The organism is Methylobacterium sp. J-072, from assembly GCF_022829425.1.
GTDB lineage: Bacteria > Pseudomonadota > Alphaproteobacteria > Rhizobiales > Beijerinckiaceae > Methylobacterium.
This window is the reverse complement of the sequence record NZ_JAKSYK010000207.1, coordinates 134,205-146,075: the sequence shown is the minus strand read 5'-3', so window position 1 is coordinate 146,075 and position 11,871 is coordinate 134,205. Positions and strand designations below refer to the sequence as shown.

The window sequence follows — 11,871 nt, the reverse complement described above, 5'->3', positions numbered from 1 at the left end:
CCGCGAGGTCAAAGGTCGAGGAGCAGCCTATTCCACGACCATTTCGTGCGGCGCATCCGAGATCGCCACCCGCGGCACGAACAGCGACAGCAGGAGCGTCAGCGACGCCACGGCGAAAACCGTCCAGAACGTGCCGTGGAGGGCGTGCTGGAGCCCGTCCCGGATCGCGTCGCCGCCGGCCCCGAGGCTGGCGGGATCGTCGAGAAGGCGGCGGAGCTGGTCGGAATCGACCGCCGGCCCGCTTGCGGGATGCACCAACCGGTAGTTCAGCACGGCGCCGAGCGCGGTGGCGCCCAGGGTCGAGCCGAGGTTGCGGGCAAAGATGTTCGAGGCGGTGGCGGCGCCGCGCTGGGCCCAGGCGACGCTGTCCTGGATGATCACGATGGCGGCGGTCGAGAGAAAGCCCATGCCCAGCCCCATCACGATCGATCCGCAGGCGGCCACGATCGGCGAGGTCGCCGACCCCAGGGCGACGAAAGCGGTGGCACCGAGCGGCAGCAGGGTCGCGCCGACGAGCAGCGTCGGGCGCAGGCCGAATCGCACGAAGTTGCGCGCCGCCGTGGTGGCGCCGATCGGCCAGCCGAGCACCATTAGCGTCAGGGTCAGGCCGGCGACCAGCGGCGATTGCCGCAGCACGCCCTGGACGTACATCGGAAGGAAGGCGGTGAGGCCGATCACCGTCATGCCGGAGAGCAGCGTCGCAGCGTTGGCGGTGGCGATCGGGCGCTGCATCCACAGGCGGATGTCGAGCATCGGGTCGGCGGCCCGGCGCTCTTGGAGCACGAACAGGAAGGCGGCGACCACGAAGCCCAGAGCGGGCCAAAGCGCCCCTTCCGCCGAGGTGCCGGCCTCGGTCAGCGCCATCATCAGCGCCGCGATCGCGGCGGTGAACAGGGCGGCGCCGAGCGCATCGATCGGGCGGCTGCGGCGCTCGACGCTCTCCCGCAGGTAGCCCAGGAACAGCGCGGCCGCGACGACGCCCACCGGCAGGTTGATCCAGAAGATCCAGGGCCAGCTCAGATGGCCGATGATCAGGCCGCCGACCAGCGGTCCGGCCACCGAGGAGATGCCCCAGACGCTGGCGAGATAACCCTGGACCTTGCCGCGCTCGCGAGCCGGGTAGAGGTCGCCGACCACCGTCAGGCTCACCGGTTGGATCGCCCCGGCGCCGGCACCCTGCACCAGCCGGAACAGGATCAGCGAGGGCATCGACCAGGCCAGCCCGCACAGCAGGGAGCCGGCCAGAAAGACCGCGATGCCGAACAGCAGCACCGGGCGGCGTCCGTAGAGGTCGGACAGCTTGCCGAACACCACCGTGGTCGCGGTCTGGGTGAGCAGGAAGGAGCCGAACACCCAGGCATAGAGGTGGAGGTCGCCGAGTTGCCCGGCGATCTGCGGCATGGCGGTCGAGACGATCGTCGCCTCGATGGCGATCATGAACATCGCCGCCATCACCGCGGCGAGGACCAGCGGACGGCGCGTCTCGGAGGGGCTGGGCATGCGCGCGGTCTAGGCCCGCGGCGGGCATCGACCTAGCGCCGAGAACGCGCTCCCGCACGGCCCCGCTTCCGGGCCGTGCGGGAGCGCACATGCAACGCTACGCTTCGCGTTCGGCGTCGAGGTCGCGGCCCCGGGTCTCCGGCAGCAGGAAGGCGGCGATGGTCCCAACCAGGCTGAAGGCCGCCAGGTAATAGGCCGGCGCCAGCCGGTCGCCGGTCACCGCGATCAGCCAGTTGATCACGTAGTTCGTGCTGCCGCCGAAGACCGAGACCGAGAGCGCGTAGACGATCGACAGGCCGGCGCTGCGCACCGCCCGCGGCAGAGCCTCCGGGATGCCGACGATCACCGCGGCGGCGTTGATCGAGGACAGGGCCGAGAGCAGGAACGTCACCGCGTAGACACTGGCCGCGCTCGGGGCGTTCACCACCCAGGCGAAGGCCGGCACGGCGAGCACCAGGATCAGCGCCCGCGGCCAGATCATCACCGGGCGCCGGCCGACCCGGTCGGCCAGCCAGCCGCCGAGCAGCGGGAAGATGACCGAAGCGAGGCCCAGCGCGATCGGCACCGCGGTGGCGGCGGTCTCGCTCAGGCCGAGGGTCGCACCGGCATAGACCGGCATGTTGGTGCCAACCGCGTTCGATACCGTGGAGGCGGCGATGACCAGGAAGGTCAGACCCAGCAGGCGGCCATGCTCGCTCAGGAGGCGCTTGACCACCGCGAGCGTCGAGGGGGCGGCGTGCGGGTCCTCCTCGGCGCCGGCCGTCTCCGGCAGATGGCTGCGGATCACCAGGCCGACCGGGACGACGCAGAGGCCCAGGGCGAACATCACCCGCCAGCCCCAGGCGGACATCGCCTGGTCACCGACGATGAGGGCCAGGATGGTCGCGACGATGCCGGCGAACAGGGCGGCGCAGCCCTGGCTGGCGATCTGCCAGCTGGTCACGAAGCCGCGCTTGGCCGGCGGCGCCGCTTCGAGCAGGTAGGCGGTGGACGGGCCGACCTCGCCGCCGAGCGCCAGGCCCTGAATGAGGCGGCCGGCGATGACGATCACCTGCGCCCAGCCGCCGATCGCCGCGTAGGACGGGCAGGCGGCGAGCATCAGCATGCCGAGCGCCATCAGCGCGATGGTGATCAGCATCGCGGGCTTGCGCCCGGCCCGGTCCGCGAAGGCGCCGATCAGCACGCCGCCGATCGGCCGCATCACGTAGCCGATGCCGAACAGGGCCAGCGACGCGAGCAGGCTGTGGGTCGGATCGGTGGCCGGGAAGAACGCCTCGCCGATCGGCTTGGCGAAGAAGGCGTAGACGGTGAAATCGTAGAACTCGAGGGCGTTGCCGAGGACAACGGCGCCGACCGCCTTGCGGTCGAGGGCGGGATGCGGTGCCGCGCTGGCGTGTAGCGTGGTTTTGGCGTCCATCAGCGCGTGGGCTCCCCGGTCGGCGGGTGCTGGGCGATTCCCCCGGTCACCGGCTCGGCCCCATCGGAGACGGCTTCGTCGTAGCCTGCAAGCCAGCGCGTGCGCGCCTGCGTGCCCTCGGCATAGGGACAGGCCTCGCGGGCGAGACCCTTGCCGGGCGCGGCGCGGCCAAGGGCGTGCGTGTCGAGATCGTTCGGGGGCGAATCCATGCTGGCGCTGCTCCTCATGCGTGGCTTTCGCCGCGATGTAGGGCAGACGATGCGCGGCGGCTTGCGCTCAATGCAGCGTGGGATCCGCGTCCGGCGGGAGGGAGACGGCCTCGCTGAACGGAAATTCCAGCACCACCTCGCCCGCCGCGTCGGTGACGATCAGGCAGGCGGTCATCAGCCGGGCCTGGTTCTGCGGATCGGCCAGGGCCGCGCGGATCGTCTCCTGGGCCTTCTCCCAAGCCTGATCCGGGTCGCGGAGCTCGAAGCCGGTCGGATCGGTGATCGTGTCCTCGCCGATCTGGGTGTGGAAGAAATAGCGCGGCATGGCCGTCGTCCCCGGTGTCGATCGCTCGTGCAGCGAGCGAACCGTTCAGATGGGGATCGGACGCGCTCGGGTCAGCGGCACGACTCAGCCGTTGGCGGCCTGCGCCATCGGGGCCAAGGGAACCGGCCGGAGGCTGTGGACGGTGGCGGATGGGCCGCCCGTGCGGTGCAGCTTCTCCATCGCCATCAGCGGCCGCAATTCGGGCTCGGCGAAATCCATCAGTCGGGCATTGCGCCAGCGCGGCTTGCCGGCACCGCGGCCGAACCAGCGCGGACGGACCTCCTCGACCAGCAGCACGAGCCGGCCGGTCCAGGATTTCCGGAACCAGAAGCGCCCGGTCAGAGCCATCGTCCCATCCCCACGAACAGACCCGCCCGAAGCGGTCGGCTAAGCCGATACGGCCCAGCTATCGGCGCCCCAATACCGGACTTGGCCGCTGAAGTACCGGTCGATCGCGCAGGCCCATGCCGGATCGACCGCTATCCACAGGCGACGGATGCAATTCAGCGCGCGAGATGACGCAGGACCAGGCCGAGCACGAGGAGCCAGACGAGGCCCGACGTGACGGAGACGAAGCCGCGCAGCAGCGCGGATTCCAGAGCCTGGTGCGCGGAACGCCGATCGATCGGCCCAAGCCTCGCCTCGGCAGGCCGTGACGCCGGCGCGGCCCCATCCGCGGGGGGCGCGGCGAGGAAGCGCGTCAGGCTTTCCGGCAGCTTCGGTTCGTCGGTCTTCACGGAGCGCGAGACTAATCGTCTCCCTTCCCATGCCGCAAGACGGTGACCGCGGATGAAACGGAGGCGGACTCATGATACCGATGGCCGACCCCGGCGGCACGGCCGGTTCGCGGCACCCGATCATGTCCCAGCCCCCTGTCCTGATCACGGGCGTCGCCGGCTTCATCGGGAACGCGCTCGCGCTGCGCTATCTCGAAGCCGGCCGGCAGGTCGTGGGCCTCGACAACGTCAACGCCTATTACGACGTCGGCCTCAAGGAGGCGCGGCTCCGACGCCTCGAACCGTTTGCGGGCTACAGCTTCGCGCGCCTCGACCTGACCGACGCGGCCGGTCTCGATGCGCTGTTCCGCCGCCATGGCTTTCGGACCGTCGTCCACCTCGCCGCGCAAGCCGGCGTCCGCTACTCGCTGACGAACCCGCACGCCTATGCGTCGAGCAATCTCGTCGGTTTCCTCAACATCCTCGAAGCCTGCCGCCACGGCGGCGTCGCGCACCTGCTCTACGCGTCGTCGAGCTCGGTCTACGGTGCGGTCACGGCCATGCCGTTCTCAATCCATCAGAACGTCGACCATCCGGTGAGCCTCTACGCGGCGACCAAGAAGGCCAACGAGCTGATGGCGCATAGCTACAGCCACCTCTACGGCCTGCCGACGACGGGGCTGCGGTTCTTCACCGTGTACGGGCCCTGGGGCCGGCCCGACATGGCGATGTCCCTGTTCGCCGGCGCCATCCTGGCGGGCGAGCCGATCCGGGTGTTCAACGAAGGCCGGATGCGCCGGGACTTCACCTATATCGACGATATCGTCGAAGGCATCGTCGCGCTCTCCGAGAAGCCGGCGGCGCCGAACCCCGCCTGGAGCGGCGCCGACCCGGATCCCGGCACCAGCGCGGCGCCCTATCGGGTCTACAACATCGGCAACAACGAGCCGGTGGAGCTGATGCGGATGATCGCGCTCCTCGAAGACGCGCTCGGGCGCAAGGCCGAGACGGTCCTGCTGCCGATGCAGCCCGGCGACGTGCCGGCCACCTACGCGGATATCGACGACCTCGCCCGCGACACCGGCTTCCGGCCGGCGACCCCGCTGAAGCTCGGCATCGAACGCTTCGTGGCCTGGTACCGGAGCTATCACGGCCTCTGAGCGCGCCGGCGCTTGCTCAGAGCCTGTGTGACCGGTTTTTCCCAATCTCGACCTCATCCTGAGGTGGCGTAGCGGAGCGGAGCCCTCGAAGGAGCCCTCCAGGGATCGCGCAGCTGGCTGGAGGCCTCCTTCGAGGCTGCTGCGCAGCACCTCAGGATGAGGGGACGAGTGGGATACACGTCAGTTAGAACCGTCACGCGACTGCGATCACGCCGTCAAACAGGCTCTCAGCGACGGCGCCGGGCCGCGTCGCGCCGCCGATAGCCGAGAACCGCCGCAATCCCGACGAAGACCGCCAGGGCCGTCCACATCCCGCCCTCGCCAAGCTTGCCGAGGACGACCGAAACGCGGTCCGGCTCTTCGACGAGCGTGATCACGATCGCGGCGAGGCCGCAGAGCGTCAGGAAGATCGCTAGGCCGCGAAAGGTCATGAGGGGCGCTCCATCGCGACGCCGCGGCCCGGCGCCCGATTGGCCGGCCCGACCTGCTTAGAGCAACGTCCCGTAAGGCGATCGCCGGCTTTCGGAAAGCTGCGTTGCGGATTCAGAGACCGACCGACATCGTTCTGGCCGAGCGGAGCCACGCCCCGGCACCCCGCGATCCAGCTTCCATCCGCCGCAGGCAGCGAAGCGCGAGGATCGGTGTTGAGGGTCTGGCCGTCCACGCAATCAGCAGGACGACGACCTCGTTAGGCTAGGCCGTTGCACCATGTACGTGTAATCATTTAGAGCTGTTCCAGGCAGGCAAGCTCTGCTCTAAACGCTGCCGCGACAGCGGCCATAAGGAGGAAATCCATGCGTTCTTTCGTTCTCGGCGCCGTCCTTGCCGCCCTGATCCCACTTTCAGTGCAGGCCCAGGAGGCCGGTGATGCGGCTGCAGGCGAGAAGGCGTTCGCCCCCTGCAAGGCATGCCACAACTTCCAGAAGAACGGCGTGGGTCCGGACCTGAAGGGCGTCGTCGGGCGCAAGGCCGGCACCTACGAGGGCTACAACTACTCCGCCGCGCTGAAGAACTCGGGCATCACCTGGGACGAGGCCAATCTTCATGAGTGGCTGAAGAACCCGAAGACCAAGGTCCCCGGCACCAAGATGATCTTCCAGGGCTACCCGGACGACAAGAAGATCAACGACGTGATCGCCTACCTCAAGACGCAGTCCTGAAACATCGCGCGAGAGCGCAGCCGCAATGAGGGCATCCGCGCAGCCGCGCGGGTGCCCTTTTCCGTTTAGGCCCCGACGACCCGTTATTCCGGGATCAGACCGGACTGAAGGCCGAGCCGCAGGGTGACGAGGTCGTTCAGCAGATCCTTCCGGCCCTGGATGTCGAGGCCGGTCCGGTCGCCCGCCTCGTCGGGAACGCAGGCGAGCACGTCCCGCAGCGACTGGCCGGCCGGAGTCAGGAAGATGCTGACCTGCCGCTCGTCGGCCCGGTCCCGGGCGCGCCGGACGCGGCCCGAGGCTTCCAGGCGTTTAAGGAGCGGGGTCAGGGTGCCGGAATCGAGGAACAGGCGGTTGCCGATCTCCTTGACCGACAGCCCGTCCTCCTCCCACAGCACCAGCAGGACGAGGTATTGCGGGTAGGTCAGCTCATAGCGGCTGAGAAGGGCGCGATAGGCACGGCCGAATGCATGCGCAGCGGCGTAGACCGCGAAGCACAGCTGGTTGTCGAGGCGCTGCCGATCCCGCTGCGACGGCTGGTCGCCGGTCGCGCGACCCGCCTGGTTCGGCTGAGCGCCGCTCTGCGAAGCAGTCGGGCCTGACATTGGTTGAACTCTCTCTGGTAAAGGCGGGCTATCGTACCGGTATGCCGACAGGTCACTCTTAGTCAGTTCGTGAATCCTGTACAATTCTCGCGAACGGGCGAAGGGACACAGATCGTCTCCGCCGTTCATCCATCCATGAGCGGGTGCAGGTCTCGTACCATCGCCTTCAGGCGCTCATCGAGGACGTGGGTGTAGATCTGCGTGGTCGAGATGTCGGCATGGCCGAGCAGTTCCTGGACGATGCGCAGATCGGCGCCATTCTGCAGCAGATGACTGGCGAAAGCGTGGCGCAGCACGTGCGGGCTCACCCGGTCGGCGCGCAATCCGGCAGCGACCGCCACTGCCTTGAGGTCGCGGGCGAAGGCCTGCCGGGTGAGGTGGCCGCTGTCGCTGTCGGCCGGAAACAGCCAGGGGGATTCCTCCGGCACCGCCGCGAGATGCACGGTCATCGCGGCTCGGGACGCCTCGGTCAGCGGGACGAGCCGCTCGCGGCCGCCCTTGCCCTTGATGAACAGGTAGCGCTCGCTTGTGGTGCCCGCGGCCCGCGGCAGGGCGACGAGTTCCGAGACGCGCAATCCCGTGGCGTAGAGAAGCTCGAGCAGGCAGACCATCCGGCGGGCGCGGCGCGCCGGCCCCGCCTCCTTGTCGGCCGCAGCCGTATGCGCGGTGGCCAGCAGCCCGTCCACCTCGGCGATCGACAACACCTTCGGCAGGGTCCGGCCCCGGCGCGGCCCCGAGACCGCGACGCTCGGATCGGCCTCGGCATAGCCCTCGGCGTAGAGAAACTTGTGGAAGCCGCGCACGCAGGACAGGCGCCGAGCGGCCGAAGACGCCATGAGCCCGCGGGTCTCCAGATCGGCCACGAACGCCCGGAGGCTGTGCGTATCGGCCTCCTCGAGCGGGATGCCTTCGCGGCCGAGATAGGCGAGATAATCGTCGAGGTCGCGCCGGTAGGCTGCCAGTGTGTTGGCGCCTGCCCCGCGCTCGGCAGCCAGCATGTCGAGGTAGGCGGCGACCTCCGGAGCGGGGGGCCGGGCCGGACTCTCTGCCGCCGCCGCGCTCAACGGTTGCCCGGCTGGAGCTTCGAAGCCGGGATGGTCACGATCATCTCCCGGGGAGTCGGCACCACGAAGTTCGCCAGCGCGAACATCGCCGCGAAGACGAGCCCGGCTAGGATCGCGAGGGTGGCGAAGAAACGGAACAGGGTCGGCACGTCGGTCGAACCTCGGGCAGACGAGCGCAGTCGGCGGGGAGGGGAGCGCGCGAAAAGCCACCCCCAAGATGTCGCGAGAGATCGGTTTCCACCACGCGATCGCGGCGCTGACAAGGCCCGCAAGGACACAGCGATGCGTTTCGCAGGCCGCTTGAATCGCGCTAAGAGCCTGGCACAGGATTGGAAGCCCCCGGCGAGGCGCGTACGGGGCGGCCGACAGGGAGCCGGAGACGCCGCGACCATGCGATGCTGCCGTCGATGAACGAAGAGGATGTCGGTGAACCGATCGAGGCGCGCCTGCGCCGGGCGCTGGGCCTGCGCTCGATCGTGCTCGTCGGCTTGATGGGGGCGGGTAAGAGCACGGTCGGCCGGCGCCTCGCCAGCCGGCTCGGGCTGATCTTCAAGGATGCCGACAGCGAGATCGAGGCGGCGGCCGGCCTGACCATCCCCGACATCTTCGCGATCTATGGCGAGCCGAGTTTTCGGGACGGCGAGGAGCGGGTCATCTCGCGCCTCCTGCGTGCCGGCCCCCTGGTGCTGGCCACCGGCGGCGGCGCCTACCTGCGCGAGGCGACCCGGGTGCGGATTAGGGAATCCGCCATCTCGGTCTGGCTCAAGGCCGATCTCGACGTGCTGATGCGGCGGGTGCGCAAGCGCGGCAGCCGGCCTCTGCTCCAAACCGAGGATCCCGAGGCGACGATGCGTGACCTCATGGCGGTCCGCCACCCGGTCTACGCGGCGGCCGACGTGGTGGTGATCTCCAGAGAGGTCTCGCACGACCGCGTCGTCCAGGACGTGCTGGAGGCTCTGGACGCCCATCTGACCGCCGCGGCCCCGAGCCCCATCGCCGCCCAGTGACCCTGCAGTGAGCCTGTCCTTGACCGAGCCCTCGTCCCATCCGGTTCCCTTGACGGTCCACGTGCCGCTCGATGCCGGCCGCGCCTACGACATCCTGATCGGCCGCGGCCTGATCGAGACAGCGGGCGCACGGATCGCCGCCCTCGGGGCCCGCAGGGCGGCGATCGTCACCGACGAGAACGTCGGGGCGCTCTACGGCGCCCGCCTGTGCGACAGCCTGGAGCGCGCGGGTCTCGGGTCCGGCGTCGTCACGGTGGCGCCGGGCGAGGGCTCGAAATCCTACGCCGGCTACGCGCAGGTCTGCGACGGCCTGCTGGCGCTCAAGGTCGAGCGCGGCGATCTCGTGGTGGCGCTCGGCGGCGGCGTGGTCGGCGACCTTGCCGGCTTCGCGGCCGCGACCCTGCGGCGCGGCGTGCGCTTCGTGCAGGTGCCGACCAGCCTGCTCGCCCAGGTCGATTCCTCGGTGGGCGGCAAGACCGGGATCAACGCGCCGCTCGGCAAGAACCTGATCGGCGCCTTCCACCAGCCCCGCCTCGTCCTCGCCGACACAGCGGCCCTCGACACCCTGTCCGAACGGGAGATGCGCGCCGGCTATGCCGAGGTCGCCAAATACGGGCTGATCGCGGATGCCGGCTTCTTCGATTGGTGCGAGGCCAACTGGCGCGGGATCTTTTCCGGCGGCCCGGAGCGCGAGGAGGCGGTCGCCGCCTGCTGCCGCGCCAAGGCCGCGGTGGTCACCCGCGACGAGCGGGAGGACGGCGAGCGCGCGCTGCTTAACCTCGGCCACACCTTCGGCCACGCCCTGGAGCGGTTGACCGGTTACGACTCGGCCCGGCTGGTGCACGGGGAGGGGGTCGCGATCGGCACCGCGCTCGCGTTCCGGTTCTCGGCTCGGCTGGGGCTCTGCGCCGGTCAGGATGCCGGCCGCGTCGCCAACCACTTGGCGCTCGCCGGGCTGCCGACCCGCCTCCAGGCGGTGCCGGGCGGCTGCGGCGACGCCGATGCCCTCCTCGACGCGATGGCGCAGGACAAGAAGGTCCGCGACGGCGCGCTGACCTTCATTCTCGCCCGCGGGATCGGCCAGAGCTTCATCGCCCCCGGGATCGACCGGGGGGAGGTGCGGGCGTTCCTGCAGGATGAACTCGCCGCCGACCCGCGTCTCTGACGGCGCCATCGGCCTTGCCTTGCGCCGGTCGGACCGCTATGAGCCTGCCACGTCCGGGACGGTTCAGGCCGTCGCGGGATTCTGGCCCGAATCATGCTCGGGGCAGAGGGTCGAGGTCGGTTCGCCGGCCTTGCCGGTTGCCGGTGTAGCTCAGTGGTAGAGCAGCGCTTTCGTAAAGCGAAGGTCGGGGGTTCAAATCCCTCCTCCGGCACCATCATTTGAACGTCGACGACACCCCGATCGTGTTCCGAGTTTGGGCAAGCGATTCGACAAACAGTCTTGGTCGTCGATATTCCATTCACCACCTGCAAGTTCGCCGTCCCTCGATATGATCGAGGGCGAATTCTTTAAGATGACCGGGGATTGCCCTACGGATCGGGCAGTTCACTCCGTAGAGTCACTGATAGGTTCGACAGCGGCATCGTTGCCCCCTGCATCGGCGCATGCCACTTTACGCCGGTGTTCGACCTGGGTGGACAGCCCGAAACCGCGAGAGACTGGTTCCGGCTTGCCGAGAAGCAGGCCGGAGTTGCACGTACGTTGCTGGCTGCTCGGCATACGATCGATGCCTGGAGTCACGCAGGCTTTGCCGCTGAATGCGCTCTGAAGGCAGCCGTCTGCCGGCACCAGCGGTTCAACCGATGGCCGTCACAAGCCGAGCGGCCAGATCTTTACACGCACAATTTCACCGATTTGATGGCCCTGGCGGGTATCGATCGTGCACAGCTCAAACGCGACCCTGTCGGACCGGCCTGGATGACCGTGCTTCTCTGGCGAAGGACGGAGTCCTATAATCCGGGAGCGATGCCATTAAAGATGGCCGAAGATATGTGCGCGGCCGCTCTGGGGGCGAATGGGGTGTTGCAGTGGCTGGACTCACGTTACCGTTTGAGCATCTGAGAGCCGGCGCCGAGTATCGGGACACGCTGAAGCGGCTCGGTCTCGACCCGGAAGGTTTGCTTTGGGCCTATGATCGTTCGCTGAATGCGTTCGTCCTCGTCCTTGTGACGGCCCACCTCGATTTCGCCGGACCGTTGCAGATGTACCGGTTGCTGACGCGCGCCTACAACGCGAGCGTGACGCCAGCGCTAATCGACCCGTTCATCGTGCGCCTGCATAGCCCGAAGCAGGAGATCGCCAGAGCTCTGCGCGAAGGTTACGGGCTGGACATCACGATCGGCCCGTTCGTTCCCGACGACCCGACGATCGATCCGAGCAGCGTATCCGTCGAGACCCGCATAACCTTGGATGTCGGCGACCTCTCGTTCGCGCATGAGTGGGTCTATCAGCTTCGCGATCAGAAGATGCCGCCGGCCGAACGCTCACGGCATTGGCGTCGCTTCGAGAAAAACGTCGAAGCTTTGCAGATTGCAGCCTGAGTCGCGGAACGCGGTGCCGTTCGTCCAGTGATATCGACTGGCAACGGCACTGCATCGTCATTCCGGATCTATCCCGATCAGACGGGGCGACGCAGTTTCGAAGCGTTCCGAATCGTCATACGCGGAACCCGACGCCCCGTCCTCGTGTAGGTCGTTCTGTGCCGTGC

The 11,871-nt window shown here is 68.6% G+C and carries 16 protein-coding genes and 1 tRNA gene; 7 read left to right on the top strand and 10 right to left on the bottom strand.

Annotation, left to right across the window (positions count from 1 at the left end; genetic code table 11):
* Positions 1–27: 27 nt before the first annotated feature.
* From MKK67_RS27350 to MKK67_RS27325, 6 genes are all read right to left on the bottom strand, one after another.
* Positions 28–1,500, bottom strand: coding sequence for an MDR family MFS transporter (locus tag MKK67_RS27350; protein WP_243971423.1), 1,473 nt, complete (start codon positions 1,498–1,500; stop codon positions 28–30).
* Positions 1,501–1,597: 97 nt separating this feature from the next.
* Positions 1,598–2,917, bottom strand: a complete 1,320-nt coding sequence (locus MKK67_RS27345; RefSeq protein ID WP_243971421.1) for an MFS transporter — start codon at positions 2,915–2,917, stop codon at positions 1,598–1,600.
* Positions 2,917–3,126, bottom strand: coding sequence for an Rmf/CrpP family protein (locus MKK67_RS27340; RefSeq protein ID WP_243971419.1), 210 nt, complete (start codon positions 3,124–3,126; stop codon positions 2,917–2,919). Before MKK67_RS27340 ends, MKK67_RS27345 begins: the two co-directional genes overlap by 1 nt.
* Before the next feature lie 67 nt (positions 3,127–3,193).
* On the bottom strand, positions 3,194–3,451 hold the full coding sequence (locus MKK67_RS27335; RefSeq protein ID WP_243971417.1) for a DUF6894 family protein: 258 nt from the start codon (positions 3,449–3,451) through the stop codon (positions 3,194–3,196).
* Between the two features lie 84 nt (positions 3,452–3,535).
* Positions 3,536–3,799 (bottom strand): hypothetical protein, encoded by a 264-nt coding sequence (locus MKK67_RS27330; protein ID WP_243971415.1) that lies wholly within the window; start codon positions 3,797–3,799, stop codon positions 3,536–3,538.
* Positions 3,800–3,954: 155 nt separating this feature from the next.
* Positions 3,955–4,188, bottom strand: coding sequence for a hypothetical protein (locus tag MKK67_RS27325; RefSeq protein WP_243971413.1), 234 nt, complete (start codon positions 4,186–4,188; stop codon positions 3,955–3,957).
* A 122-nt stretch (positions 4,189–4,310) separates the two neighbouring features.
* Between MKK67_RS27325 and MKK67_RS27320 the strand changes: the two genes are divergently transcribed.
* Positions 4,311–5,327, top strand: a complete 1,017-nt coding sequence (locus MKK67_RS27320; RefSeq protein ID WP_243971718.1) for an NAD-dependent epimerase — start codon at positions 4,311–4,313, stop codon at positions 5,325–5,327.
* A gap of 227 nt (positions 5,328–5,554) precedes the next feature.
* Here the strand turns inward: MKK67_RS27320 and MKK67_RS27315 are convergent, their stop codons facing one another.
* Positions 5,555–5,758 carry a hypothetical protein gene (locus MKK67_RS27315; RefSeq protein WP_243971411.1) on the bottom strand — a complete coding sequence of 68 codons (204 nt, stop codon included), beginning with the start codon at positions 5,756–5,758 and terminating at the stop codon, positions 5,555–5,557.
* Between the two features lie 363 nt (positions 5,759–6,121).
* Here MKK67_RS27315 and MKK67_RS27310 point away from each other — a divergent pair, with 363 nt between their 5' ends.
* Positions 6,122–6,487, top strand: a complete 366-nt coding sequence (locus MKK67_RS27310) for a c-type cytochrome (protein WP_243971409.1) — start codon at positions 6,122–6,124, stop codon at positions 6,485–6,487.
* An 83-nt stretch (positions 6,488–6,570) separates the two neighbouring features.
* Here MKK67_RS27310 and MKK67_RS27305 read toward each other — a convergent pair whose 3' ends face one another.
* The 3 genes from MKK67_RS27305 to MKK67_RS27295 form a co-directional block, all read right to left on the bottom strand.
* Positions 6,571–7,089, bottom strand: a complete 519-nt coding sequence (locus MKK67_RS27305; RefSeq protein WP_243971407.1) for a MarR family winged helix-turn-helix transcriptional regulator — start codon at positions 7,087–7,089, stop codon at positions 6,571–6,573.
* A 125-nt stretch (positions 7,090–7,214) separates the two neighbouring features.
* On the bottom strand, positions 7,215–8,153 hold the full coding sequence (locus MKK67_RS27300) for a tyrosine recombinase (RefSeq protein ID WP_279601860.1): 939 nt from the start codon (positions 8,151–8,153) through the stop codon (positions 7,215–7,217).
* Positions 8,150–8,302: a hypothetical protein gene (locus MKK67_RS27295; protein WP_058190531.1), complete on the bottom strand. Its 153-nt coding sequence runs from the start codon at positions 8,300–8,302 to the stop codon at positions 8,150–8,152. The genes MKK67_RS27300 and MKK67_RS27295 overlap by 4 nt, the downstream gene beginning before the upstream one ends.
* Before the next feature lie 258 nt (positions 8,303–8,560).
* Between MKK67_RS27295 and MKK67_RS27290 the strand changes: the two genes are divergently transcribed.
* The 5 genes from MKK67_RS27290 to MKK67_RS27270 all read left to right on the top strand — a co-directional run bounded on the left by MKK67_RS27290 (position 8,561) and on the right by MKK67_RS27270 (position 11,704).
* The gene (locus MKK67_RS27290) at positions 8,561–9,160 is read left to right on the top strand and encodes a shikimate kinase (protein ID WP_243971405.1); all 600 of its coding nucleotides are present in this window, start codon (positions 8,561–8,563) and stop codon (positions 9,158–9,160) included.
* Between the two features lie 19 nt (positions 9,161–9,179).
* Positions 9,180–10,325: a 3-dehydroquinate synthase gene (aroB, locus tag MKK67_RS27285; protein ID WP_243971403.1), complete on the top strand. Its 1,146-nt coding sequence runs from the start codon at positions 9,180–9,182 to the stop codon at positions 10,323–10,325.
* Positions 10,326–10,464: 139 nt separating this feature from the next.
* Positions 10,465–10,539, top strand: a tRNA-Thr gene (locus MKK67_RS27280).
* Positions 10,540–10,784: 245 nt separating this feature from the next.
* Entirely contained in the window at positions 10,785–11,225 is a 441-nt protein-coding gene (locus tag MKK67_RS27275; protein ID WP_243971401.1) for a hypothetical protein, read from the top strand.
* Entirely contained in the window at positions 11,192–11,704 is a 513-nt protein-coding gene (locus tag MKK67_RS27270) for a hypothetical protein (protein WP_243971400.1), read from the top strand. Before MKK67_RS27275 ends, MKK67_RS27270 begins: the two co-directional genes overlap by 34 nt.
* Positions 11,705–11,871 lie beyond the last annotated feature (167 nt).

Excerpts from the sequence above, each read along its gene's own strand:
- MKK67_RS27350 (WP_243971423.1), bottom strand. The coding sequence starts at position 1,500 with ATGCCCAGCCCCTCCGAGACGCGCCGTCCGCTGGTCCTCGCCGCGGTG.
- MKK67_RS27345 (WP_243971421.1), bottom strand. The coding sequence starts at position 2,917 with ATGGACGCCAAAACCACGCTACACGCCAGCGCGGCACCGCATCCCGCC.
- MKK67_RS27340 (WP_243971419.1), bottom strand. The coding sequence starts at position 3,126 with ATGGATTCGCCCCCGAACGATCTCGACACGCACGCCCTTGGCCGCGCC.
- MKK67_RS27335 (WP_243971417.1), bottom strand. The coding sequence starts at position 3,451 with ATGCCGCGCTATTTCTTCCACACCCAGATCGGCGAGGACACGATCACC.
- MKK67_RS27330 (WP_243971415.1), bottom strand. The coding sequence starts at position 3,799 with ATGGCTCTGACCGGGCGCTTCTGGTTCCGGAAATCCTGGACCGGCCGG.
- MKK67_RS27320 (WP_243971718.1), top strand. The coding sequence starts at position 4,311 with ATGTCCCAGCCCCCTGTCCTGATCACGGGCGTCGCCGGCTTCATCGGG.
- MKK67_RS27315 (WP_243971411.1), bottom strand. The coding sequence starts at position 5,758 with ATGACCTTTCGCGGCCTAGCGATCTTCCTGACGCTCTGCGGCCTCGCC.
- MKK67_RS27310 (WP_243971409.1), top strand. The coding sequence starts at position 6,122 with ATGCGTTCTTTCGTTCTCGGCGCCGTCCTTGCCGCCCTGATCCCACTT.
- MKK67_RS27305 (WP_243971407.1), bottom strand. The coding sequence starts at position 7,089 with ATGTCAGGCCCGACTGCTTCGCAGAGCGGCGCTCAGCCGAACCAGGCG.
- MKK67_RS27290 (WP_243971405.1), top strand. The coding sequence starts at position 8,561 with ATGAACGAAGAGGATGTCGGTGAACCGATCGAGGCGCGCCTGCGCCGG.